This is a genomic window from Cellulosilyticum sp. ST5, from assembly GCF_046529625.1.
GTDB lineage: Bacteria > Bacillota > Clostridia > Lachnospirales > Cellulosilyticaceae > Cellulosilyticum > Cellulosilyticum lentocellum.
The window spans coordinates 4,578,269-4,603,251 of the sequence record NZ_CP132338.1 but is presented as its reverse complement, the minus strand read 5'-3'; the positions used below and the strand labels follow the sequence as shown (position 1 = coordinate 4,603,251).

At 35.4% G+C, this 24,983-nt stretch carries 22 protein-coding genes and 1 other annotated feature; of the genes, 1 reads left to right on the top strand and 21 read right to left on the bottom strand.

Translation table 11 applies throughout. The features are described from left to right. Positions 1 to 4: 4 nt before the first annotated feature. The 13 genes from rplV to QTL86_RS21900 all read right to left on the bottom strand — a co-directional run bounded on the left by rplV (position 5) and on the right by QTL86_RS21900 (position 9,613). On the bottom strand, positions 5 to 391 hold the full coding sequence (gene rplV / locus QTL86_RS21960) for a 50S ribosomal protein L22 (RefSeq protein WP_013658501.1): 387 nt from the start codon (positions 389 to 391) through the stop codon (positions 5 to 7). Between the two features lie 31 nt (positions 392 to 422). Then, positions 423 to 704, bottom strand: coding sequence for a 30S ribosomal protein S19 (gene rpsS, locus QTL86_RS21955; protein WP_013658502.1), 282 nt, complete (start codon positions 702 to 704; stop codon positions 423 to 425). Positions 705 to 735: 31 nt separating this feature from the next. Continuing rightward, positions 736 to 1,569 carry a 50S ribosomal protein L2 gene (gene rplB, locus QTL86_RS21950; protein WP_127067841.1) on the bottom strand — a complete coding sequence of 278 codons (834 nt, stop codon included), beginning with the start codon at positions 1,567 to 1,569 and terminating at the stop codon, positions 736 to 738. A 77-nt stretch (positions 1,570 to 1,646) separates the two neighbouring features. Next, a complete protein-coding gene (rplW, locus tag QTL86_RS21945) occupies positions 1,647 to 1,946 on the bottom strand; it encodes a 50S ribosomal protein L23 (RefSeq protein ID WP_013658504.1) in 300 nt (99 codons plus the stop codon). Further along, positions 1,946 to 2,569 (bottom strand): 50S ribosomal protein L4, encoded by a 624-nt coding sequence (rplD, locus tag QTL86_RS21940; RefSeq protein ID WP_013658505.1) that lies wholly within the window; start codon positions 2,567 to 2,569, stop codon positions 1,946 to 1,948. Before rplD ends, rplW begins: the two co-directional genes overlap by 1 nt. Before the next feature lie 27 nt (positions 2,570 to 2,596). Further along, on the bottom strand, positions 2,597 to 3,226 hold the full coding sequence (rplC, locus tag QTL86_RS21935) for a 50S ribosomal protein L3 (protein WP_127067842.1): 630 nt from the start codon (positions 3,224 to 3,226) through the stop codon (positions 2,597 to 2,599). Between the two features lie 96 nt (positions 3,227 to 3,322). Then, positions 3,323 to 3,631, bottom strand: coding sequence for a 30S ribosomal protein S10 (gene rpsJ, locus QTL86_RS21930; protein ID WP_013658507.1), 309 nt, complete (start codon positions 3,629 to 3,631; stop codon positions 3,323 to 3,325). 664 nt (positions 3,632 to 4,295) lie between these two features. After that, positions 4,296 to 5,489, bottom strand: coding sequence for an elongation factor Tu (gene tuf, locus QTL86_RS21925; protein WP_127067843.1), 1,194 nt, complete (start codon positions 5,487 to 5,489; stop codon positions 4,296 to 4,298). 121 nt (positions 5,490 to 5,610) lie between these two features. After that, positions 5,611 to 7,698 carry an elongation factor G gene (fusA, locus tag QTL86_RS21920; RefSeq protein WP_013658509.1) on the bottom strand — a complete coding sequence of 696 codons (2,088 nt, stop codon included), beginning with the start codon at positions 7,696 to 7,698 and terminating at the stop codon, positions 5,611 to 5,613. Between the two features lie 27 nt (positions 7,699 to 7,725). Continuing rightward, entirely contained in the window at positions 7,726 to 8,196 is a 471-nt protein-coding gene (gene rpsG, locus QTL86_RS21915; protein ID WP_013658510.1) for a 30S ribosomal protein S7, read from the bottom strand. Positions 8,197 to 8,338: 142 nt separating this feature from the next. Further along, entirely contained in the window at positions 8,339 to 8,758 is a 420-nt protein-coding gene (gene rpsL, locus QTL86_RS21910; protein ID WP_013658511.1) for a 30S ribosomal protein S12, read from the bottom strand. A gap of 15 nt (positions 8,759 to 8,773) precedes the next feature. Further along, positions 8,774 to 9,046, bottom strand: coding sequence for a ribosomal L7Ae/L30e/S12e/Gadd45 family protein (locus QTL86_RS21905; protein WP_242825751.1), 273 nt, complete (start codon positions 9,044 to 9,046; stop codon positions 8,774 to 8,776). A 375-nt stretch (positions 9,047 to 9,421) separates the two neighbouring features. Beyond that, complete coding sequence (locus QTL86_RS21900) at positions 9,422 to 9,613, bottom strand: hypothetical protein (RefSeq protein ID WP_127067844.1); 192 nt, start codon at positions 9,611 to 9,613, stop codon at positions 9,422 to 9,424. A 185-nt stretch (positions 9,614 to 9,798) separates the two neighbouring features. On the opposite strand from QTL86_RS21900, the gene QTL86_RS21895 reads away from it, so the two are divergent. Continuing rightward, positions 9,799 to 10,500 (top strand): vancomycin high temperature exclusion protein, encoded by a 702-nt coding sequence (locus QTL86_RS21895; RefSeq protein WP_410496041.1) that lies wholly within the window; start codon positions 9,799 to 9,801, stop codon positions 10,498 to 10,500. 221 nt (positions 10,501 to 10,721) lie between these two features. Here the strand turns inward: QTL86_RS21895 and rpoC are convergent, their stop codons facing one another. From rpoC to rfbG, 8 genes are all read right to left on the bottom strand, one after another. Further along, positions 10,722 to 14,351, bottom strand: coding sequence for a DNA-directed RNA polymerase subunit beta' (rpoC, locus tag QTL86_RS21890; protein ID WP_127067846.1), 3,630 nt, complete (start codon positions 14,349 to 14,351; stop codon positions 10,722 to 10,724). 22 nt (positions 14,352 to 14,373) lie between these two features. Beyond that, positions 14,374 to 18,225: a DNA-directed RNA polymerase subunit beta gene (locus QTL86_RS21885; protein ID WP_127067847.1), complete on the bottom strand. Its 3,852-nt coding sequence runs from the start codon at positions 18,223 to 18,225 to the stop codon at positions 14,374 to 14,376. 384 nt (positions 18,226 to 18,609) lie between these two features. Further along, entirely contained in the window at positions 18,610 to 18,981 is a 372-nt protein-coding gene (gene rplL / locus QTL86_RS21880) for a 50S ribosomal protein L7/L12 (RefSeq protein ID WP_013658517.1), read from the bottom strand. A 56-nt stretch (positions 18,982 to 19,037) separates the two neighbouring features. Next, positions 19,038 to 19,523: a 50S ribosomal protein L10 gene (gene rplJ, locus QTL86_RS21875; RefSeq protein ID WP_013658518.1), complete on the bottom strand. Its 486-nt coding sequence runs from the start codon at positions 19,521 to 19,523 to the stop codon at positions 19,038 to 19,040. 18 nt (positions 19,524 to 19,541) lie between these two features. Then, positions 19,542 to 19,681, bottom strand: a sequence feature (ribosomal protein L10 leader region). A 433-nt stretch (positions 19,682 to 20,114) separates the two neighbouring features. After that, entirely contained in the window at positions 20,115 to 22,412 is a 2,298-nt protein-coding gene (locus tag QTL86_RS21870) for a glycosyltransferase (protein ID WP_127067848.1), read from the bottom strand. A 45-nt stretch (positions 22,413 to 22,457) separates the two neighbouring features. After that, the gene (locus tag QTL86_RS21865) at positions 22,458 to 23,132 is read right to left on the bottom strand and encodes a PIG-L deacetylase family protein (RefSeq protein WP_127067849.1); all 675 of its coding nucleotides are present in this window, start codon (positions 23,130 to 23,132) and stop codon (positions 22,458 to 22,460) included. Between the two features lie 2 nt (positions 23,133 to 23,134). Beyond that, the gene (locus QTL86_RS21860) at positions 23,135 to 23,824 is read right to left on the bottom strand and encodes a methionyl-tRNA formyltransferase (RefSeq protein ID WP_127067850.1); all 690 of its coding nucleotides are present in this window, start codon (positions 23,822 to 23,824) and stop codon (positions 23,135 to 23,137) included. Positions 23,825 to 23,885: 61 nt separating this feature from the next. Further along, on the bottom strand, positions 23,886 to 24,956 hold the full coding sequence (rfbG, locus tag QTL86_RS21855) for a CDP-glucose 4,6-dehydratase (RefSeq protein WP_127067851.1): 1,071 nt from the start codon (positions 24,954 to 24,956) through the stop codon (positions 23,886 to 23,888). Positions 24,957 to 24,983 lie beyond the last annotated feature (27 nt).

The window sequence follows — 24,983 nt, the reverse complement described above, 5'->3', positions numbered from 1 at the left end:
CTCCTTATCTCGCATTTAATACCACTGTAATGTGGCTAGTTTGTTTTTGAATTTGATATGCACGACCTTGAGCACGTGGACGAATTCTTTTAAGAGTTGGTCCTTTTGTTGAGAATGCTTCATCCACATATAATGTTGAAGCGTCCATACCCATATTGTGTTCAGCGTTTGCAATTGCAGATTTTAATACTTTCTCTACTACACGAGCACCCCATCTTGGTGTGTATGCTAAGATAGCTAATGCTGTATTAACATCTTTTCCTTTAATTTGGTCAAGCACGATATTTGCTTTTGTACTTGATAAACGTACGAATGTTACTCTAGCTTTTGGTCTTGAGTCTTTTTGAGCGTTTCTCTCTTTTTTGATCTGGCTTCTATGTCCTTTTGCCATGATGAAAGACCTCCTTCCGTATAAATATTAATTAGCGAACTCTTGATTTTTTCTCATCTTTACCATGTCCACGGTAAGTTCTTGTTAACGCAAATTCACCTAATTTGTGTCCTACCATATCTTCTGTAACGAATACAGGAACGTGTTTTCTTCCGTCATGTACAGCGATTGTATGACCTACCATTGTAGGGAAAATTGTTGAACGACGTGACCATGATTTAATAACTTTTTTCTCATCTGCTGCGTTCATAGCGTCTATTTTCTTTAATAAACTTTGATCAGCAAATGGTCCTTTTTTGATGGAACGAGCCATTAATGATGCCTCCTTTCACGCAACCACGTTATTATTTTTTGTTACGTGGACGTACAATATATTTATTAGAATGTTTGTTTTTCTTTCTTGTTTTATATCCAAGAGCTGGTTTACCCCATGGAGTACATGGATTTGGTCTACCGATTGGTGATCTACCTTCACCACCACCGTGAGGGTGATCGTTAGGGTTCATTACAGAACCACGAACTGTTGGACGAATACCCATGTGACGTTTACGTCCTGCTTTACCAATGTTGATAAGTTCGTGATCGATGTTTCCAACTTGACCGATTGTAGCACGGCAGTTGATTGGAAGTAATCTCATTTCGCCAGATGGTAATTTAACTGTAGCGTATTTACCTTCTTTAGCCATAAGTTGAGCTGACATACCAGCAGCACGAACAAGTTGTCCACCTTTACCTGGTTTCATCTCGATGTTATGAATCGTAGCACCTACTGGCATATCTTTCATTTCAAGACAGTTACCAATACGGATTTCTGCAGTTTCACCGCTCATAAGTGTGTCATTTACATTAAGTCCTAACGGAGCTAAGATGTAACGTTTTTCACCATCTGCGTAAGCAAGTAATGCAATGTTTGCTGATCTGTTTGGATCATATTCAATACCTACTACTCTTGCTGGAACACCATCTTTATTACGTTTGAAGTCGATGATTCTGTATTTAATTGTAGCGCCGCCTCCACGGTGACGTACTGTGATTTTCCCTTGATTGTTTCTACCTGAGTTTTTCTTTAAAGTTACTAATAAAGATTTTTCAGGAGATGCTTTAGTGATTTCTTCAAATGTTGAAGAAGTCATATGTCTTCTTGAAGGGGTATATGGTCTAAATTTTCTGATACCCATCGTGTTCACTCCTTTCAATCGATTAATTTACACGATTCTTTTACACTTAGCCGTGTGTTTCATCTTTTTCTATTAAACTACATTCCTTGGAAAAAGTCAATGTCTTTGCTTTCAGCTGTAAGTTTAACGATTGCTTTTTTGTAAGCGTTTGTTTTACCAACTGTTCTTCCACGACGTTTTGTTTTTCCATCGTAGTTAGCTGTATTTACTTTCTCAACTTTTGTTCCTTCGAACATTTTTTCTACTGCTTCTCTGATTTGAGCTTTAGTAGCACTTTTTTCAACTAGGAATGTGTATTTTTTCTCAGCCATGCTGTTCATAGATTTCTCTGTAACAACTGGTTTTAAAATGACGTCATAAAATTTTAAATCTGCCATTATGCGTACACCTCCTCGATTTTATTAAGAGCATCTTTAGTTACTACGAATGTATCGTATTTTAAGATGTCGTATACATTAATATTGTTTACAGCTGCTGTTTTAATACCTTGGATGTTTTTAGCTGATAACATAACGTTTTTGCTAGCTTCACCTTCAGTAACGATTAAAGCTTTATTTAATTTAAGAGCTTCTAAAACATTAGCCATAGCTTTTGTTTTGATTTCTGCTAATTCTAATGAATCAAGAACGATGAATTTAGACTCGTTTACTCTGCTTGTTAAAGCTGATTTAAGAGCTAATCTTCTTTCTTTAGCATTCACTTTGATTGAGTAATTTCTTGGTTTTGGTGCGAATGCAACTCCACCACCTACCCATTGTACAGCACGAATAGAACCTTGTCTTGCTCTACCTGTACCTTTTTGTTTCCATGGTTTTCTACCACCACCACGTACTTCTGCACGAGTTTTAGCACTTTGTGTACCTTGACGTCTGTTTGCAAGGTGTGCAACTACTGCTTGGTGTACTAAGTGTTCTTTAACTTCTACCGCAAAAATTGAGTCGTTTAATTCAACTTCTCCAACTTGTGCGCCTGTCATATTTAATACAGCTACTTTTGCCATTACTAATTTCCTCCTTTCTCGCTATCCTTAAGCTTTACAGCTATCTTTGATAGTGATGATTGTACCTTTTGGTCCTGGTACTGCACCTTTAATTAAGATTAAGTTTTTATCTGCATCTACACGTGCAACTTCTAAGTTTTGTACTGTTACTTGTACACAACCCATGTGTGATGGAAGGCCTTTACCTTTCATAACGCGTCCTGGGCTTGTTGCAGCACCCATAGAACCTGCTACTCTGTGTGATTTAGAACCGTGTCCCATTGGTCCACGAGATTGACCATATTTTTTGATAGCGCCTTGGTAACCTTTACCTTTTGAAGTACCAACTACATCTACTTTGTCTCCAGCAGCAAATGTATCAGCAGCGATTACTGCACCAACTTCATAAGCACTTGTATCTTCTAATCTGAATTCTTTTAAGAATTTTTTAGCTTCAACGCCAGCTTTTGCGAAGTGACCAGCAACTGGTTTGATTACGTGTTTAGATTTAACTTCACCGAAACCAACTTGGATTGCTTCGTAACCATCATTTTCCATAGTTTTCTTTTGAGTTACAACACATGGACCTGCTTCTAATACTGTTACAGGAATTAGGTTTGCGTTTTCATCAAAAATTTGAGTCATACCAATTTTTTTACCTAAAATTGCTTTTTTCATTCCTTGCACCTCCTAATATCTACAGCGGATTACCATCTTCGGGTAATCATACTAGACGATTATTTAACCGTCCGTTTGTTATCAAGTTTGCTAAAATTATTTAGCGTCAACTTTGATATCTACACCAGCTGGTAAATCAATTCTCATAAGAGCATCGCCAGTTTTTGGTGTTGCTTCTACGTCGATAAGTCTTTTGTGAGTTCTTTGTTCGAATTGCTCACGAGAATCTTTGTATTTGTGTACAGCACGTAGAATTGTTACAACTTCTTTTTTAGTTGGAAGTGGGATTGGTCCACTTACTTGAGCGCCAGTTTTTTTAGCGATCTCTACGATTTGTGCAGCTGTTTGATCGATTAATTTGTGATCATAAGCTTTTAATGTAATACGGATTTTTTGACTTGCCATAAAAAAAGTCCCCTCCTTTTCGTACTTTTTTGAACCTAGTACGACTAGTGGTGACTGTACACTCTGCTGGTGTTAATAAGCGCAAACTTATATCAAGCATTTCCATATAACTATGGACACGCCTAACACCTATTCAATATAGTACAGTGACCTGCCGCCTGGTTTCTTGAACCTGACATTCGCTCCCCAGAAATCCATCTTGCGATGCGTAACCTCCTGGATCATAGTTCTCAATGTCACAACGTGTTTATTATACACTATCTCCTTGTACATGACAAGGATTTTTTTATTTTTTTTACAATTTTATTCTGGTAATTTATGCATTATTTTTCATATGTCTATTGTAATAGAAATGAGTTTCTTCCTATATAATAGCTATTTACTTTTTAACCTTTTCGTTTCGTTAACGATTTATATTCTACACACTTTTACAATGATGTGCAAATCATAATTTCTTCCATCTGTAGACTCTACATGAAGAATCAAGAATGTATATTAGTTTCTGCACCTTCTTCACTCTTAAGAATTTGCCTTGCCATCATTACTCCTTACGCCTATGGCAAGCCTATATTCTTCATCATTCCTTTATCTATTATTCAGTGATTATCGATTAAAAAAAAGACACATCTTAAGATGTGTCTTTTTATAATCAAATAATCAGAGATTACTCAATGATTGATGCAACAGCACCAGAACCTACTGTTCTACCACCTTCACGGATAGCAAAACGTAAACCTTGTGCCATAGCTACTGGGTGGATAAGTTCGATAGTCATTTCTACGTTATCCCCAGGCATACACATTTCTGTACCTTCTGGTAACTCGATAACACCTGTTACGTCAGTTGTACGGAAATAGAATTGTGGTCTATAGTGAGAGAAGAATGGTTTGTGACGTCCACCTTCTTCTTTTTTAAGAACGTATACTTGAGCTTTGAATTTTTTGTGTGGTGTGATTGAACCTGGTTTACAAAGAACTTGCCCTCTTTCGATTTCTGTTCTTTGGATACCACGAAGAAGAGCACCGATGTTGTCACCAGCTTCAGCTTGGTCAAGAAGTTTACGGAACATTTCTACTCCTGTACAAACTACTTTACGAGTTTCTTCATGAATACCTACTAATTCAACTTCATCTTGAACTTTAAGAACACCTGATTCTACTCTACCAGTTGCAACTGTACCACGACCTGTGATAGAGAATACGTCTTCTACTGGCATTAAGAATGGTTTATCTACAGCACGTTCTGGAGTTGGGATATATTCGTCGATGATTTCGAATAATTCAACGATTTTATCTCCCCATGGACCCATTGGATCGTTAAGTGCTTGAAGAGCTGAACCACGGATGATTGGAGTATCATCACCAGGGAAATCGTAAGAGCTTAATAAGTCTCTGATTTCCATTTCAACTAATTCTAATAATTCTTCGTCATCAACCATATCACATTTGTTTAAGAAAACAACGATGTATGGTACACCAACTTGACGAGATAATAAGATATGCTCTCTAGTTTGAGCCATTGGACCATCTGTAGCTGCACAAACAAGGATAGTACCATCCATTTGAGCTGCTCCTGTGATCATGTTTTTAACGTAGTCAGCATGTCCTGGACAGTCAACGTGAGCATAGTGACGAGCTGGAGTTTCATATTCAACGTGAGCTGTAGAAATTGTGATACCACGTTCTCTTTCTTCTGGAGCTTTATCAATATTTGCGAAGTCAACTGCTTCACCTAAGTGATATCTTTCGTGAAGAGTTTTTGTAATTGCTGCTGTTAATGTTGTTTTACCATGGTCAACGTGTCCGATTGTACCAATGTTAACGTGTGGCTTGGTTCTTTCAAATTTAGCTTTAGCCATTTGTCATTTCCTCCTTTAATTTCGGCTGAGTTTTTCTCAGATAATTTGATTATATTCAATTTGCAGCTACTTTTCAAGTAGCTGCAAATGATTTATTTTGTTAATATCCTTTTTAAGATAATTAGTTACCTCTACGGTCTGAAATTACTTTGTCTTGGATATTTTTTGGACATGGTTCATAATGGTCGAATTCCATTGATGAGTTACCACGACCTTGTGTTCTTGAACGAAGGTCAGTTGTATATCCGAACATTTCTGCAAGAGGAACGAATGCTCTAACTTCTTGTCCGCCACCAACTGCGTTCATACCTTCCATACGTCCACGACGTGAGTTAAGACTTCCGATAACATCTCCTAAATATTCTTCTGGAGCTGTTACAACAACTTTCATGATAGGTTCAAGAAGTACACCACCTGCTTTTTTCATAGCATCTTTGAATGCCATAGAACCAGCAATTTTGAATGCCATTTCTGATGAATCGACATCGTGGTATGAACCATCATAACAGTCTGCTTTAACACCAAGAACTTTAAATCCAGCTAAAGGACCAGCATTCATAGCTTCTTGGATACCTTTATCAACAGCTGGAATGTATTCTTTAGGAATAGATCCACCAACTACTGAGCTTACGAATTCGTAAGTGTGTTCAGAGTTAGGGTCAAGTTGTGAGAAACGAACTTTACAGTGACCGTATTGACCACTACCACCAGATTGTTTAACGTATTTAGATTCAACGTCAACATCTTTAGCAATTGTTTCTTTATATGCAACTTGAGGTGCACCTACATTAGCTTCTACTTTGAATTCTCTCATTAAACGGTCAACGATGATTTCAAGGTGAAGCTCACCCATACCTGCAATGATTGTTTGACCTGTTTCTTCATCTGTCCAAGTTTTAAATGTTGGATCTTCTTCTGCAAGTTTTGCAAGACCAAGTCCCATTTTTTCTTGTCCAGCTTTAGTTTTAGGTTCAATAGCAACTTGAATAACTGGTTCTGGGAATTCCATTGACTCTAAAATTACTGGGTGATCTTCATCACATAATGTATCACCTGTTGTAGTCATTTTTAAACCTACAGCAGCAGCGATATCTCCAGAGTAAACTTCAGAGATTTCTTTACGTTCATTAGCATGCATCTGTAAGATACGGCCTAAACGTTCTTTTCTGTTCTTAGTTGAGTTAAGAACATATGATCCTGATGAAATGCTTCCTGAGTACACACGGAAGAAAGCAAGCTTCCCTACGAATGGGTCAGTCATGATTTTGAATGCAAGAGCAGCAAATGGTTCATCATCAGATGAATGTTTGTCCATTTCTTCTCCTGTTTCAGGATTAACACCTTTAATAGCTGGGATATCTGTTGGTGCTGGCATAAATTCTACGATAGCATCAAGTAATTTTTGTACCCCTTTGTTTTTGTAAGCCGAACCACAAAGAACTGGAATGATTTGTACGTTGATAACTGCTTGACGAAGAGCCGCACGAAGTTGTTCTTCTCCAATTTCTTCACCTTCAAGGTACATCATCATTAATTCTTCATCAGTTTCACAAATTGCTTCAATCATCTCAGCACGATATTGTGCAGCCATTTCAGCCATATCTGCTGGGATTTCTTGTTCTTCAATTTCTTTACCTAAATCGTCTTTGTAGATGAATGCTTTGTTTTTGAATAAGTCAATTACTCCAACAAAGTTTTCTTCTGCACCGATTGGTAATTCGATAGGAACAGCATTTGCCCCTAATCTTTCTCTCATCATGCCTACTGCTCTTAAGAAGTCAGCACCCATGATATCCATTTTATTTACAAACGCCATACGTGGTACGTGGTATTTGTCAGCTTGACGCCATACTGTCTCAGATTGAGGTTCAACCCCACCTTTTGCACAGAATACGCCTACAGCACTATCAAGTACACGTAATGAACGCTCAACTTCTACAGTAAAGTCAACGTGTCCAGGAGTATCAATGATATTGATACGGTTATTTAACCAGAAACAAGTTGTTGCAGCGGATGTGATTGTGATACCACGTTCTTGCTCTTGTTCCATCCAGTCCATAGTAGCAGTACCTTCATGGCTCTCACCAATCTTATGGTTTCTACCTGTATAGAAAAGGATACGTTCTGTAAGAGTTGTTTTACCTGCATCGATATGAGCCATGATACCAATATTTCTGGTACGCTCAAGTGGATATTCTCTTCCTGCCAAGGTATTTCCTCCTTTAAATTAAATAGCCTACCATCTGTAGTGAGCAAATGCTTTGTTTGCTTCTGCCATTTTGTGTGTATCTTCTTTTTTCTTAACTGATCCACCTGTGTTATTAAGTGCATCTAATAACTCAGCTGCAAGAGCTTCAGTTGTAGTTTTTTCACCACGTTTACGTGTGTGAACTGTTAACCAACGAAGTCCTAATGTTTGACGTCTTTCTGGACGAACTTCCATAGGTACTTGGTAAGTTGCACCCCCTACACGGCGTGCTTTTACTTCTAATACTGGCATGATGTTTTCTAAAGCTTCTTGGAAAACTTCTAATGCATCTCTACCTGTTTTTTCTGCAATGATGTCAAACGCACCATATACTATTTTTTGAGCTTTTCCTCTTTTACCGTCTAGCATAATGTTGTTAATAAGCTTTGTTACTAACTTGCTGTTGTACATAGGATCAGCTAATACGTCTCTTTTTGCTACATGTCCTTTACGTGGCACGGTCTTCCCTCCTTAACTAATTTCATTCGAAATATCATCGGTACTCGTCCTCTTTAACGAGGATCGTGCGTGCCCACTCATCTATTTAAAATCTGACTAGTCAGCTTTTTATCGTAAGTTGGGCACCAATTCATTTCTTAGATTATTTTTTAACTTTTGGTCTCTTAGCACCGTATTTTGAACGAGCTTGTTTTCTGTTCGCAACACCTGCTGTATCAAGAGTACCACGAACGATATGGTAACGTGTACCTGGTAAGTCTTTTACCCTACCTCCGCGGATTAATACTACACTGTGTTCTTGAAGGTTATGACCTTCACCTGGAATGTAAGCTGTTACTTCAATCCCGTTTGTTAAACGAACTCTGGCAATCTTACGAAGAGCTGAGTTAGGTTTTTTAGGTGTAGCTGTTTTAACTGCTGTACAAACACCTCTTTTTTGTGGTGAAGAGATATCTGTAGGACGTTTTCTTAAAGAGTTGAACCCTTTTTGTAACGCTGGCGCAGTTGATTTTTTCTCGATTTCTTTTCTGCCTTTACGAACTAATTGGTTAAATGTAGGCATTCTGGCACCTCCTCCTTACGCGATAATTGCTGCTACTGCAGTTTTTACTTCTATGTTACATTTTTCGCCAAGTTCTTTCATTGTATCAACGAATTCAACTTGTACATTTTTCGCTTTTGCAAGCTCTACCACCTGACCCGTAACACGGTCATCGGCATCTTTAGCGACAAATACAACTTTAGCATCACCTTTTTCAAGATGTTTGATCGTTTGTTTTGTCCCCACAATTTGAATTGTGTTTTCCAAATCGTACAACATAAATCCCCCTTTAGGTTCATTTTTATGCATACTATTACACACTGACCTAGTCTATCACTCTAAGTCTTAGTTGTCAAGAATTATTTTGTTTTCTTTATTACTTTTGTGTAGCTGGAACATTTACAATTATAACGCATTCATCTTTGCTTTTCTCTAAGTAAATTATGTTAATTCTCCTTTATCTTGGTGGTTCTTTTATTTATAGTATATTTATTATAGTTTAGTAATTGATTTTGCCTAGATCTAAATTGTTTACTAAAAACTCTTTTTTTATACGACGCTATAAATTTTATATACATATATAAGGATAACTTGCATTCTCCATGTCTTTATCATTTAATATCTGCGAGTTTATTACATAAACTAGCCTTTAATTAATGTATACAAGCTAGGACTTCTACCCCTCTATCCCTCATATACATACAGGTATTTATCATATAACTCATTACAAATCAGTTCAGATAAGTATTGTTCTTCTATATAAAACACTTCTTCTATATCATTCTTATACACCTCTACTTTTGTCTTTCCAAATCTTTGTTCTATATCTGGTATTTCGAATATCCAGCCTTTCCATTCTATCCTTGTTCTATACACATTTTGCTCCTTTATTTTATTTACAATGTATTTTAACAGTTTTATCTTAATGCTGCCTATAATTGTACTTATTAATTAAATTATCCTTTAATATGTTTTTTAATTATCTATTTATTCAGATTTTTCATTGTTTATTTCTAATCTATTTGTTACTATAAATTTAACACATTACTAAGGAGGAATACATGAAAAAGAAAACTTTGCTTACATATACTTTACGCACTCTAGTATTTATCATAGGTTTAGGCTTTTTTGCTTTTTTAGCTTCACTACTTATCAATCTCTATATGATTAACACTGCTAATACTTACATCTACTCTTCCCCAAATGATACACCTTTATTAGATTCTAGCGTTATTATTGTATTAGGTGCACAGGTTCATTCAAATGGTAATCCTTCTGGTATTTTAAAAGATCGATTAGATACAGCTTATGCTATTTATAAAAATAACTCTCAATTAAAAATTTTAGTATCTGGTGACCATGGACAAAAAAATTATGATGAAGTTAATGCCATGAAAGATTATCTTATTAGTCTAGGTATTCCTACAAAACAAATTTATCTGGATCATGCAGGTTTTAGTACCTACGAAACTATGTATCGCGCAAAAGAAATATTCGAAATTAACAAGGCTATTATTGTAACCCAAGATTATCATCTTAAGAGAGCTGTTTATTTAGCAAATGCTAGGGGTATTGAAGCCTACGGCGTAAAAGCGGATATACTTTCATATCCCAACATTAAATATTTTGAAGCTAGAGAATACTTGGCACGTGTTAAAGATTTCTGTTATTCATTATTTAATCCTAAGCCTACTTATTTAGGCGATAAAATTCCTATCATGTCCACTGATAGCTCGCTTACCTACGATAAGAAAGTGGACTAGCCTCCACATTTCTTCCGCTAGGGAACCCTAGGTTCCCTTCGGCACTGACAAAAAAACATGTCAGCTGAGCCCCCTCCTGAATACGGCAGGAAATACTTCCCCTGCACCCTTATAGTCTAGGAAAGTTCTATTTTTATACAAAAGTAGAACTTTCCTAGATTATGAAAAATAATAATAAAATCCCCCTTAAGCTTAAATAAACTTAAGGGGGATTTTATTATCTATTCTGTTACCATTTCAATATCTAGTTTACGATATCTATCCATACCTGTACCGGCTGGAATAAGTTTACCAATGATAACATTTTCTTTAAGACCGATAAGTGGATCAGTTTTACCTTTAATTGCTGCTTCTGTAAGAACTTTAGTTGTTTCTTGGAAGGAAGCTGCTGATAAGAAGCTTTCAGTAGCAAGAGAAGCTTTTGTAATACCAAGTAATACATTTTTACCTTCTGCTGGCTCTAAACCTTCTGCTTCTGCTTTTTTATTTACCTCTTCGAATTCTAAGATATCGATAGAGCTTCCTGGAAGTAATCCAGTATCTCCACTTTCCTCAATCTTAATTTTCTTAAGCATTTGGCGAACGATAACCTCTATGTGCTTATCGTTAATATCTACACCTTGAAGACGGTATACACGTTGAACCTCTTGAATCATGTAATGTTGTACCCCTAGGATACCTTTAACTTTAAGGATATCATGTGGATTTACACTACCTTCTGTAAGTTCATCCCCTGCTTCAACATACATATCATCTTGTACTTTAATTCTTGAACCATAAGGGATTACATATGATTTTACATTGCCTGTTTCATTATCAGTTACTGTAACTTCACGCTTTTTCTTGTTATCAGTAATTGTAACAACACCGTTAATTTCAGAGATGATTGCAAGTCCTTTTGGTTTACGTGCTTCAAATAACTCTTCAACACGAGGAAGACCTTGTGTGATATCATCTCCAGCAATACCTCCTGTATGGAAAGTACGCATTGTAAGCTGTGTACCTGGTTCACCGATAGATTGAGCTGCAATAATACCAACAGACTCACCAATTCTTACTTGGTTACCAGATGACATGTTGGCACCGTAACATTTAGCGCAAACACCAATCTTAGATTTACATCTAAGGACATTACGGATACGAACTTTTTGAATACCGATTTCTTCGATATAATCAGCTTGGTTTGGTTTAATCATTTGATTTGCTGGTACAATTACTTCACCTGTTTCTGGGTGAACAATATCATCAGCTGCTACACGACCAGCTAAACGTTCATTTAGTGGTTCGATAACTTCTGCACCATCTTTGTATGCAGACACCCACATACCTGGGATTGGTTCATTTGGTGCATGCTCATGACAATCTTCCTCACGAATGATAACGTCTTGAGATACGTCAACAAGACGACGTGTAAGGTATCCAGAGTCAGCTGTTCTAAGTGCTGTATCGGCAAGACCTTTACGCGCACCATGAGCTGAGATGAAGTATTCAAGAACAGAAAGACCTTCACGGAAGTTAGCTTTAATAGGAAGCTCGATTGTACGACCTGATGTAGATGCCATCAGACCACGCATACCAGCTAACTGTTTAATCTGGTTAGTAGAACCACGGGCACCAGAGTGTGCCATCATGTAGATATTATTGTATTTACCAAGATTATCAAGAAGGGCTTTTGTAATCTTATCATTAGCCTTATTCCATGCTTGGATAACTTTATTGTAACGTTCTTCATCTGTCATAAGACCACGTCTGAAGAGTTTTGTTACATGATCTACTTCTGCTTGAGCTTCATCTAAGAAGCCTTGTTTCTCCTCTGGAACAACCATATCTGATACAGATACAGTAAGTGATCCTCTTGTAGAGAACTTGTAACCAAGATCCTTAACATTATCAAGGAAGATAGCTGTCTCAGTAGCACCATGTGTATTGATACATTTCTTGATTAATTTACCAAGTTCTTTTTTACCAACTAAGAAATCTACTTCATATTTAAATGTGTTTTCTTCTTTACTTCTATCTACAAAACCAAGGTCTTGTGGTACGATTTCGTTGAAAATGATACGTCCTGCAGTTGTATCTGTAAGACCCATTTGTTCTTCGCCATTAATCATTAAAGTACGTCTTACTTTAATCGGTGCATGAAGTGTAATAACTTTATTATCATAAGCAAGTAATGCTTCTTTTTCATCATGGAAGATTTTGTGCGCACCAATTTGACGTTTAACCCAAACTACTGTGCCATCTTCTTTGGTTACTTTCTCAACTTCATCTTTGTCAGTAAGAGCCCCTACTTCTTCTTCAGTAGCATACTCTTCGTCATCTTTTTTAAGTGTTAAATAGTATGTCCCAAGAACCATATCTTGTGATGGTACTGCAACTGGTGCTCCATCAGAAGGTTTAAGAAGGTTGTTTGGTGCTAAAAGTAAGAATCTACATTCAGCTTGTGCTTCAACTGATAAAGGAACGTGAACAGCCATTTGGTCACCATCGAAGTCAGCGTTGTAAGCTGTACATACAAGTGGGTGAAGTTTAATCGCACGACCTTCAACTAAGATTGGTTCAAATGCTTGAATACCAAGTCTATGAAGTGTTGGTGCACGGTTAAGCATTACTGGATGTTCTCTGATTACTTCTTCTAAAACATCCCAAACTTGTGGTTGTAATCTTTCAATCATGTGCTTAGCATTTTTGATATTGTGTGCAATACCATCAGATACTAATTTCTTCATAACAAATGGTTTGAAAAGCTCAATAGCCATTTCTTTTGGAAGACCACATTGATAAATTTTAAGGCTTGGTCCAACTACGATAACCGAACGTCCTGAGTAGTCAACACGTTTACCAAGTAAATTTTGACGGAAACGTCCTGATTTACCTTTAAGCATATCTGAAAGTGATTTAAGTGGTCTGTTACCAGGTCCTGTTACTGGTTTACCACGACGACCATTATCAATAAGGGCATCAACAGCTTCTTGTAACATACGTTTTTCATTTCTTACAATAATATTAGGTGCACCTAAATCAAGTAATCTTTTAAGACGATTGTTACGGTTAATAACTCTTCTATAGAGGTCATTAAGGTCAGATGTAGCAAAACGTCCACCATCAAGTTGAATCATAGGTCTAAGGTCAGGTGGAAGAACTGGAACAACGTCCATAATCATCCATTCAGGTTTATTATCTGATAAACGGAATGCTTCAATAACTTCAAGACGTTTAATAACACGAATTCTCTTTTGACCTGTTGTTGTTTTAAGTTGAGCCTTAAGATCAATACTTTCTGCTTCTAAATCAATGTCAGAAAGTAATTTCTTAATAGCTTCAGCACCCATTTCTGCTACGAATGAGCCTGGGCCATATTTTTCTTCCGCTTCTCTGTATTCTTTTTCGCCTAAGATTTCTTTATACTCAAGCCCAGTATCTTTTGGGTCTAGTACAATGTAAGCTGCGAAATATAAAATCTTCTCAAGTTTACCTGGAGTGATATCTAAGATAAGACCCATTCTACTTGGAATACCTTTAAAGTACCAAATATGAGATACTGGGGCAGCCAGTTCAATATGCCCCATTCTCTCACGTCTAACTTTAGCTTTTGTAACCTCTACTCCACAACGGTCACAAATAACGCCTTTGTATCTAATTCTCTTATACTTTCCACAGTGACATTCCCAGTCTTTGCTAGGCCCGAAAATTCTTTCGCAGAAGAGACCATCTCTTTCCGGTCTTTGTGTACGGTAATTAATTGTTTCTGGTTTTTTTACTTCTCCTCGTGACCACTCGCGGATTTTTTCAGGGGAAGCCAGTCCTATCTTAATTTGTTCAAAATAGATAGATTGATCCAAGTTTGACATGCTACGCACTCCCTTCATACTTTTATAAATCTAAATCACCTAATCCATCCTCTTCGAAGATTATGTCGTCTTCAGGCTCAAAATCTAATTCAATATTATCATCAAATAAATCTGGTTCTACATCAAGTTCTCCATCGGTATCAATATTTTCTTCAATGTAACCATCTTCTGGTATTTCTTCTAATACTTCAACGTTAGGTGCAATGCCTTCACCTTCATCAACACTTTCTTTAATATCAATTTCTGTCATATTACTTGTTAATACTCTAATATCAAGTGAAAGTGATTGAAGCTCTTTGAGTAATACTTTAAATGATTCTGGGATACCTGGTTCAGGTATATTTTCACCTTTAACGATAGATTCATAAGTTTTAACACGGCCTACCACGTCATCGGACTTAATTGTTAAGATTTCTTGAAGTGTGTATGCAGCACCATATGCTTCAAGTGCCCAAACCTCCATCTCACCAAAACGTTGTCCACCGAATTGTGCTTTACCACCAAGTGGTTGTTGTGTGATTGTTGCATAAGGACCAGTTGAACGAGCATGCATTTTATCATCAACTAAATGGTGAAGTTTAAGGTAGTGCATGTATCCAACAGTTACAGGGTTATCAAACTCTTCACCAGTACGTCCATCTCTTAAACGGATTTTACCAGTCCTATCAAGTGGTACCCCTTTCCATTCTGCTCTATGATCTCTGTTATCAGAAAGATACTTAATAACACTTTCATCAACTCTTTGTGACCATTTTGCTTCAAACTCTTCCCATGACCAGTTAACATAGTCGTTAGCCATTTCAAGAGTACTCATAATATCTTGCTCTGTTGCACCATTAAATACTGGTGTTTCAATTTTAAAGCCAAGGGCTTTAGCTGCAAGTCCTAAGTGGACTTCAAGTACCTGACCGATATTCATACGTGATGGTACCCCTAATGGATTAAGAACGATATCAAGAGGACGACCATTTGGAAGGAATGGCATATCTTCTACTGGAAGTACTCTCGAGATAACACCCTTGTTACCGTGACGTCCCGCCATTTTATCCCCTACAGAGATTTTTCTCTTTTGAGCGATATAACAACGAACCATTTTGTTAACACCTGGATCAAGTTCATCTCCATTTTCACGAGTGAAAATCTTAACATCTACGATAATACCAGCTTCACCATGAGGTACACGAAGTGAAGTATCTCTTACTTCTCTTACCTTTTCACCAAAGATTGCACGAAGTAATCTTTCTTCAGCTGTAAGCTCTGTTTCACCTTTAGGTGTTACACGACCTACTAAAATATCTCCAGAACGAACTTCAGCACCAATACGGATAATACCTCTTTCATCAAGGTCTTTAAGCGTATCTTCACCAACGTTTGGAATATCCCTTGTGATTTCCTCTGGTCCTACTTTTGTATCACGTGCTTCAACTTCATATTCTTCAATATGAATTGAAGTATAAATATCATCTTGAACAAGTCTTTCACTAAGAAGAATAGCATCCTCATAGTTGTAACCTTCCCATGTCATGAATCCAATAAGTGGATTTTGACCAAGAGCAAGTTCACCATTTTGAGTAGAAGGTCCATCAGCTAAGACATCACCTTTCTTAACAATATCTCCTTTGTTAACTACTGGTCTTTGGTTAATACATGTACCAGCATTACTACGTTCAAACTTTTCTAATTTATATGAGTGCTTTTTACCCTCATTATCTTTAACAATAATTTCTTTTGCAGTACATTTGTCTACAATACCATCTTCTCTAGCTACAGCTAATGCACCTGAGTCGATACCAATTTTGTATTCCATACCTGTTGCTACGATTGGACTGTTTGTAGCAATTAATGGTACTGCCTGACGTTGCATGTTCGCTCCCATTAAGGCACGGTTAGCATCATCGTTTTCAAGGAAAGGAATTAATGCAGTCGCTACAGAAACGATTTGTTTTGTAGATACATCCATTAAATCTATTTTCTTATAATCATAATCAAGAATATCTTCTGCATGACGTGCAGTTACACGTTTATTAATGAAGTAACCCTCTTCATCAAACTGTTCTGTAGCTTGACAAACTGTGTATTTTTCTTCTTCATCAGCAGTAATATAAATAACTTCATCTGTAAGTCTTGGTTCTGGTCCTGACTTATCAATAACACGATATGGTGCTTCAATAAAACCATATTCATTAATACGAGCGAATGTCGCAAGTGAGTTGATAAGACCGATGTTTGGACCTTCAGGAGTCTCAATAGGACACATACGCCCATAGTGAGAGTAGTGAACGTCACGAACTTCGAAGCCTGCACGCTCTCTAGAAAGACCACCTGGTCCAAGAGCTGATAATCTTCTTTTATGAGTAAGTTCGGCAAGTGGGTTGTTATGGTCCATGAATTGTGACAATTGTGAACTACCAAAGAATTCTTTGATAGCTGATGACACTGGGCGGATATTTATAAACGCTTGTGGACTAACAGCTTCTTGATCTTGAATAGTCATTCTTTCACGAACTACTCTTTCCATACGAGAAAGACCGATACGGAATTGGTTTTGGAATAATTCGCCTACACCACGGATACGTCTGTTACCTAAGTGGTCGATATCATCTGTATTACCAATTTCATATTCTAAATGCATATTATAGTTAATAGATGCAAAAATATCATCTAAAGTGATACATTTTGGAATAAGATCAGCTTTTCTAGCTTTAATTTCTGCTTTGATTTCTTCTATATCATGATATTGTTCTAAAATTTCTTCAAGAACTGGATAATATACTGTATCTTTAATACCAAGCTCTTCTGGATTAACATCAACAAAATGGTTAAGTTCTACTGTTCTGTTAGTGATAATTTTGATAGGCTTGTCTGAGTTTGCTACATTAACATGAATAGCTTCGATACCTGTATTTTGGATAGCATTTGCAAGTGCTACTGTGATTTTATCACCTTCGCTTGCTACAATCTCACCTGTGAAAGGATCAATAACATTGTCTGCAAGTGTAAGTCCCATTACACGATTACGAAGTGCTAGCTTTTTATTAAATTTATAACGTCCTACTTTTGCAAGGTCGTAACGTTTTGGATCAAAGAACATGTTTCTAAGGAGTGTTTCAGCGCTATCTACTGTAGGTGGTTCACCTGGACGTATACGCTTATACATTTCAAGAAGACCTTCTTCATATGTCTTACTTGTATCCTTTTGAATTGTTTCAAGGATCTTAGGCTCTTCACCAAATTTCTCGATAATTTCTGCATCGCTGCCAAGACCTAATGAACGTAAAAGCACTGTAATAGGAACTTTACGTGTACGGTCTACACGTACATAAAAAATATCATTTGAGTCTGTTTCATATTCTAGCCAAGCACCACGGTTTGGAATAACTGATGCTGAGAATAATTTCTTACCTGTTTTGTCAAAAGCAATATCATAATAAATACCTGGTGAACGTACTAACTGACTAACAATAACACGTTCTGCACCATTTATAATGAAGGTAGCGTTTTCTGTCATAAGTGGAAAATCACCCATAAACACTTCACTATCAACACTTGTGCCTGTTTCTTTATTATGAAGACGAGCTTTTACTTTAAGAGGTGCACAATAAGTAGCATCTCTTTCTCTACATTCTTCAATTGTATACTTTGGTTTGCTGTCTAAATAAAAATCAACAAATTCTAAAATGAGATTACCATTAAAATCAGTAATAGGAGAAATGTCTTCAAATACTTCTTTAAGACCTTCATTTAAAAACCATTCATAAGATGAACGTTGAAGCTCCACAAGATTAGGAATTTCTAATACTCCATCCTCTGTTCTAGCGTAGCTCATGCGAATTTGTTTGCCCATGTTAACTGGACGCATTTTAGATTTTTGCATGTGTTCCTCACCCCTTGCAAAATTTATAAATAATGCACGTTAATGCATTGTTCCGAAATAGGTTTAAAATGTGACATATTCACGCCTAATGCTTGATAAGCAGAAGTTTTTAATGTGAATATGTATTGTAAATAGCGAGTTACTATGCTATAATAAGGAAAAAACTACATATTACATAGCATATTAGCGCATTTTATAATGCTATCACAAAACAAAGGGTTAGTCAACCCTTTGTTTTTTTTATATTTTTCCATGTATAGTGGTGGATGCAACTCATTTTAAGCATATCATCCCCCAATACTTGTTTCAAGGGGTATTCCCTTTACAATTTAGTAACAAAAAAGGTAGCTCGTTCGAGCTACCTTTTCTATATTCATACATTAATTATTTTAATGTAACTTTAGCGCCAACTTCTTCTAATTTAGCTTTGATTGATTCAGCTTCATCTTTAGCTACGCCTTCTTTAAGCACTTTTGGAGCGCCATCTACAGCTTCTTTAGCTTCTTTTAAGCCAAGACCTGTGATTTCACGAACAACTTTGATAACTTTGATTTTTTCTGCGCCAGCTTCTGTTAATTCAACATCGAAGTCTGTTTTTTCTTCTGCTGCTGCACCTGCTGGACCTGCTGCAACCATAACACCTGCTGCTGCTGATACACCAAATTCTTCTTCACAAGCTGTTACTAATTCGTTTAATTCTAAGATAGTTAATTCTTTAACTGCATCGATAATTTCTTGGATTGATAATTTTGCCATTGTAAGCACCTCCGTAAATTTTAATTAATATAATATTTTTAAGTTTCGTACTAATCCTATGCTTCTTTTTCTGCAACTTGTTTGATAACACGTGCAAAGCTTGCCATAGGTGATTTGAAGCTTCCAAGTAAACGACCAAGTAATTCTTCTCTAGGAGCGATATTACCGATAGCCATCATACCTTTAGCATCATAGTAAGTGCCTTCTACAACACCTGATTTAAATTCTAATTTTTCATTGTCTTTAGCTACTTTAGCAAGAATTCTTGGACCTGCTGTTGCATCTGCGTATGAAATAGCAATAGCTGTTGGTCCTTCAAGATCTTTAGAAATCTCTGCGAACTCTGTACCTTCAATAGCAAAGTTAACCATAGTGTTTTTGAATACTCTGTATTCTACACCAGCTTCACGAAGATCTTTACGAAGTTTAGTATCTTGTTCTACTGTAAGACCACGGTAGTCTACTAATAAAACTGAAGAAGCTCCGTTAAGTTTTTCTTTAATTTGGTTAACAACTACTTGTTTTTGTTCTACTTTTGCCATTGTTACACCTCCTTGTTTTAATGCATAAAAAAATCGTCTTGCACATCTCCGCAGGCAAAACGATACACTTCCGTCCTTATTATAAAGACCTCGGTAGGTTGTTATACGTTATGTCCCAGTGGGACACCTACTGTCTGCGGCACAGTATTCATTTATCAACAAAACCTATTCTATCACTTACTTGTCTTGCTTGTCAACATTTTTAATTCTCCATTTTATTGAAGTATGTATCGTCGTAAAATTTTTACTAGCACATAAATAAATTTGTTAGTAAGACAAATTATTAGTACATAGAATAATGATGTTAATTATAATAAAATAATTATATTGAACAGCTACTAAAAAACGATATGTTAAAGAATTTAAAACTCATGTGCTAAAACAAGCATTAGATGACGTTATAAGTTGCTTAATACCTAATAACTCTAATCAAACATTAAGCAACCTAGCACAAAATTTAAAAAGCTTAGCTTTTTCATAAGAGATATTGTCCAATAGTCCACGCTACGACAAGTATTTTAAACTACATATCACATTTATATAATTGCAAAATACTTCATAGACTAAGCTACTTTAAGTAATTCATAGTATTTAATATCCCATTATAGTCGCAAATAAAACACTTGCTTCATATATATTAGTTACATTGAAATGTGATGCATTCAGAACTAATCCTCCATCTTTATTAAAACCTGTAGCATAGAGTGGCACATCACTTATAACTTCTTTATAAGTCTGTGGAACGGTTTCCATAGAATATAGATTTTCATTAAACCAGGTCTCAAATTCTCTTCCATATAAAGATGCTGCCTGCTTTGCTAAATGAAGTCTATAGTCAAATTTAATATCATCTCTTCTTAACTTTTCAAAAGAACGAGTAAACATACTATCTACTTTAAATATTTTTTCAATCTCTTCTTTTGTCACTAATCCTCTTGCTATGCATCTATAAAGGCTCGTATAAAGTAAATTTGTATCTATTTCTAACATAGGCATATATTTTTCTATACTAGCTCTAGAAAATCCTGCTATATTATTCATTTGTTTCACTTCATTCTTATATTCTCTTTCCTCACTACCTTCCCTAATTGTTCTTTCATTAGCACCAATGGATAAGTTAGTCATTCCAGCTATAGTAATAGGATATTTTATCAGAGGTATTTCCTTAGCTACTAAAACATTTACTAACCCCATATAGACGTCTTGACTAGCACCATCCCACAATCTCCCTGTTCTAGCTATTAATTCTTTTAAATATTCTCTTCGATACCCTGAATTTATATATAGCATAGGCAGTCCATACATACTATTTGGATCATTAGCTAGCATTGCTATATAATCTTTTAATCCGATATTCATTATGCTTATATCATTTTTAATATAATTTTTAGGAATAATAAATTGATGCTCTTGGCTTTTCTGGAATCCTGGCCATGCATAAAAACCTCTTTCCCATTGCAACACTTGATGTTGGGGTAAATCTTTTAACACATATTCCAAAACACTTAATCCCCATGGCAAAATGGCATCATCTGAACCAATGGAAAAAATAAATTTTCCTTTAGCCATTAAAAATGCATACTCAAAACTTTTAGTTAATGGTAAATCATATGGTGTCCTATAATATTTAATTCTCTCATCATTTAACTCTAAAAAAAGCTCATATACTTCATTATTGTTAGCAGTCGAATTATCACTCAAGACAATCTCATAATGACCATCATAGTCTTGTTTTAAACATGTCATAAGGGTATACTTCAATGCCTTAGCTGAATTTCTAGCAGGTACTACTATTGAAAAATCACATTCAGCATCACTATTTATTTTCTCCTCAGCATCAATATCATAAAGCATACTAATGTATTTTAAATAATTACCATACCATCCAAATACTATTTGCCCCTGGATATTTATACTGCTACTTCCCCCTAATATTTGTAAATTTTTCTTAAGCAATGTTGTTTCTTCTAGACATGTCATCATCTCTTGCGTACAAAAAATATTGAATACATCTCCACTAGTATTGAATATTTCCTTCAAAATACAATCTGTATTGACACTCATGGCATTATTCATCATATATGTAGCGATAGGCCTAATAATTTTTATGGACTCTCCTATCTTCTCTATATTATCCATACTAACTTGCGTTAGTTCCTCTATTGTTACATCTCTTTCTATTTCACATGTAATAGGTTCTTCTATTATTACTATTTCTTGACCGAAAACACTAAGTAGATTGATGAGCACTTCCAACTTAGTTCTCTCATTAGATGTCATAACCACAATAGATTTTCTGCACTTTCCTTGCATAAGTACTAGATCTAAATACCCAAAATTTAGCATCTTATCTACTGTAGATCTTATATCATTCTTATCCATTTTCATATGATATAAAAGCATACATATATAATACATCACACTGTCATGAGATATATAATATATATCAGCCATTTTTTTCAGTAGCTCGCAATTATCCATATCCTCTAAAAACGCTTCGGCAGTATTATCTAGCATATCATTATAATCTTTAATAATACGACTTTCTTCTCCAGAATGTATATATTGCATAATTGCTTTCTTAACCTTTATTTTTTCCTGTTCAACTATATCTCCATTTATTTCTGCTAATTTTTCATATACATCTAATAACTCTTGCTGACCATCATATTCGTATAAATCCAAACTTTTATCATTAAGAAAATCATATACTTCTTGTATAGGATAGTCTAATGCAATCATAGCCTCAGCTTTTGCTACTATCCACCTTAATCTTACAGGCTTTATCTTGTATAGTTCTTCTAGTTCATCTAATGCCTGCTGAGCTTGCCCCTGTACTATTTTTTTTCTTATCACTTCAACTTTTGACAAATATTCTACTTCTATCACTTTCCCACTTCCTCTTATACTTGCATTTTGTTATATTACAAATATCTAATCTATCTTTCGAATAAGTTTAAATGCTTCTACATAATGCTTTCCAACTACAGTTCCCCATCTTTTTGCTATTATCTCTAAAGCTTCTAAAGACCTGGGATGTGGATAATCTCTTATTTCCGAAGTATAATATGACATCGCTTTTAATTTATCTTGAAATGTATGCTTAATATCAACAAATACATTTGGTACAAACTCCGTTCCTAGTGTGCTAAAATTCCATTCCGTTGAAGATGGGGTTTCAAAAGTATAGATTTCTTTAACAGAGTATTCACCTATAGGCCTACATGCTGTTAATACTGCCTCATAAGTTTTTCTATGATCGATATTTAAATCACCTTCATGGTGTGTATAAATAATATCTGGTTTTAGAATTTCTATGTATTTTTCTATTTCTTTAATAATATCCAATAAATCAATTCTATCAAAACGATTATCTGGTAAGTTGGAGAAGATAACTTGTTGATAACCTATTTCCCTTGCTGCTTTAAATGTGTTTGCGTGTAAATTTTTAATTTTATTTTCATACTCTCTTTCTTCTCTAGAAGTTATACCCTCTCCTAAGATAATACAATTTATCTCATGTCCTTCTTGTGAAAATTTCTTTATTGTAGCTCCTAACCCTAGTATTTCATCATCCGGATGTGCTACAATCACTAAGATTTTACTCATGTCTACTCATCCTCCAATAAAAATTCTGCATCCGCTATAAGTTTTCCCTGTCTAAGTGTAGCTCTTGAAAAATTGATTTTATATCTTCCAAATTTAATGTATGCATTAGGATAACCCTCTGCATCTAGCATTCTAATGTAATCATAAATCTTGTCTAATTCAAATTCTTGTTTTATTTCACTTTCACTTTCTTTTCTTCTTTTAAAAGTAACTACCTCTCCAGTTTGTTGTTTACACTCTATATATTCCTCATTCAAAAAACAAGGTATCATTTTTTTAAATATAACCTTGGATGCTCTAATAAAAATCTCTTCTGCTGTACCATTTAAGTTTAAATCTTCTTTAAAATAAATTTCTCCAGCATCTATCTCTGCGGATACTCTAATTGCAGATACTTTTGTATTTTCTATTCCTCGAACTATCAAATTTTGTAACGGACTTCCTCCCCTCCCAAAGGGTAAATCTGTTATATGAAATACTACACAATTATAATTTTCATAAATCTCTTCTGGAATCATCCACGACCAATGTGGGAAAAAAATATAATCTGGCTCTATCTCTTTAACTTTTGCATAAGTTAAATTGTTTTTTTGAGTAATAAGTATTATTTCATGTTTATCTTTATATTCATCCTTCAAATATTTACAGTTACTAATATTCCATGACTTTATAGTAGCAATAATTATCTTCATATTCCTTTGACATTTTAAGTTGTAGTAACAACTTTTCCTCCTATTATAATTAACAAAAGTATTACATATTTATATACTGATAGATTTGCTCTATACACATTTCATAAACCTCAGCAACCTTATATTTTTTATACCATGTCACTGTTAACTCTATTGTTTTATCAATATCTAATTTAGGGGCCCAATTTAATTTAAACCTAGCCTTACTAATATCTAAATTTAATATATTTGCTTCGTGTAAGTGTCTAGCATTTGAAATATTATTTAATTTTCCCTGACCATATTTCACTATTATTTTACTTGCAATTTCCCACACATTCTTCATCGAATCAATATTCGGCCCAAAATTCCATGCTTCACTATAATTAATAGGATCCTCAGTTAGTTTTTGTCCTAATAATAAATACCCACTCAAGGGTTCCAACACATATTGCCACGGTCTTAAAGCTTTTGGATTCCTGATATTAATTACCTTATTATGCTCAATTGCTCTTATACAATCTGGCACAATCCTATCTTTTGCCCAGTCTCCTCCCCCAATCACGTTTCCAGCTCTTACAGACGCAATTGCCTTTTGATGTTCTCTATATTCATTCGGATTCATAAAAGATTGACGCCATGAATTAATTGCAATTTCACAAGCAGCTTTGGAAGAGCTATAAGGATCATACCCTCCTAATGTGTCTATTTCTTTATATCCCCAAAGCTGTTCTTTATTTTCATAACATTTATCAGTTGTAACAAATATGCCTACTTTCGTGTTACTAGAGGCTCTTATACACTCAAGTATATTAATCGTCCCCATTAAATTAACTTCATATGTATCAATAGGTTTTTCGTATGATTCTCTAACAAGAGGTTGTGCAGCTAGGTGAAATACATATTCTGGTTCATACTTTTTAAAAACTTCCTCTAATTTTTTCTTATCCCTAATATCACCACGAATATCTACTACCTTATCAGCCAAACTAGCCATTTTAAAATTTCCCTCAGGTGATCCTTCATCAATACTGTATCCGATTACTTGAGCACCTAATTCATTAAGCCACATACTAAGCCATGCCCCTTTAAATCCCGTATGTCCTGTTACCAAAACCTTCTTTCCCCTATAAACATTATTAAATCCTTGCATTAATTATCACACCCTCTTAATTCCATT

What these genes read in the sequence shown, in the direction of transcription:
- rplV (WP_013658501.1), bottom strand. Translation starts at nt 391, where the DNA reads ATGGCAAAAGGACATAGAAGCCAGATCAAAAAAGAGAGAAACGCTCAA.
- rpsS (WP_013658502.1), bottom strand. Translation starts at nt 704, where the DNA reads ATGGCTCGTTCCATCAAAAAAGGACCATTTGCTGATCAAAGTTTATTA.
- rplB (WP_127067841.1), bottom strand. Translation starts at nt 1,569, where the DNA reads ATGGGTATCAGAAAATTTAGACCATATACCCCTTCAAGAAGACATATG.
- rplW (WP_013658504.1), bottom strand. Translation starts at nt 1,946, where the DNA reads ATGGCAGATTTAAAATTTTATGACGTCATTTTAAAACCAGTTGTTACA.
- rplD (WP_013658505.1), bottom strand. Translation starts at nt 2,569, where the DNA reads ATGGCAAAAGTAGCTGTATTAAATATGACAGGCGCACAAGTTGGAGAA.
- rplC (WP_127067842.1), bottom strand. Translation starts at nt 3,226, where the DNA reads ATGAAAAAAGCAATTTTAGGTAAAAAAATTGGTATGACTCAAATTTTT.
- rpsJ (WP_013658507.1), bottom strand. Translation starts at nt 3,631, where the DNA reads ATGGCAAGTCAAAAAATCCGTATTACATTAAAAGCTTATGATCACAAA.
- tuf (WP_127067843.1), bottom strand. Translation starts at nt 5,489, where the DNA reads ATGGCTAAAGCTAAATTTGAAAGAACCAAGCCACACGTTAACATTGGT.
- rpsL (WP_013658511.1), bottom strand. Translation starts at nt 8,758, where the DNA reads ATGCCTACATTTAACCAATTAGTTCGTAAAGGCAGAAAAGAAATCGAG.
- QTL86_RS21905 (WP_242825751.1), bottom strand. Translation starts at nt 9,046, where the DNA reads ATGCATAAAAATGAACCTAAAGGGGGATTTATGTTGTACGATTTGGAA.
- QTL86_RS21895 (WP_410496041.1), top strand. Translation starts at nt 9,799, where the DNA reads ATGAAAAAGAAAACTTTGCTTACATATACTTTACGCACTCTAGTATTT.
- rpoC (WP_127067846.1), bottom strand. Translation starts at nt 14,351, where the DNA reads ATGTCAAACTTGGATCAATCTATCTATTTTGAACAAATTAAGATAGGA.
- QTL86_RS21885 (WP_127067847.1), bottom strand. Translation starts at nt 18,225, where the DNA reads ATGCAAAAATCTAAAATGCGTCCAGTTAACATGGGCAAACAAATTCGC.
- rplL (WP_013658517.1), bottom strand. Translation starts at nt 18,981, where the DNA reads ATGGCAAAATTATCAATCCAAGAAATTATCGATGCAGTTAAAGAATTA.
- rplJ (WP_013658518.1), bottom strand. Translation starts at nt 19,523, where the DNA reads ATGGCAAAAGTAGAACAAAAACAAGTAGTTGTTAACCAAATTAAAGAA.
- QTL86_RS21865 (WP_127067849.1), bottom strand. Translation starts at nt 23,132, where the DNA reads ATGAGTAAAATCTTAGTGATTGTAGCACATCCGGATGATGAAATACTA.
- QTL86_RS21860 (WP_127067850.1), bottom strand. Translation starts at nt 23,824, where the DNA reads ATGAAGATAATTATTGCTACTATAAAGTCATGGAATATTAGTAACTGT.
- rfbG (WP_127067851.1), bottom strand. Translation starts at nt 24,956, where the DNA reads ATGCAAGGATTTAATAATGTTTATAGGGGAAAGAAGGTTTTGGTAACA.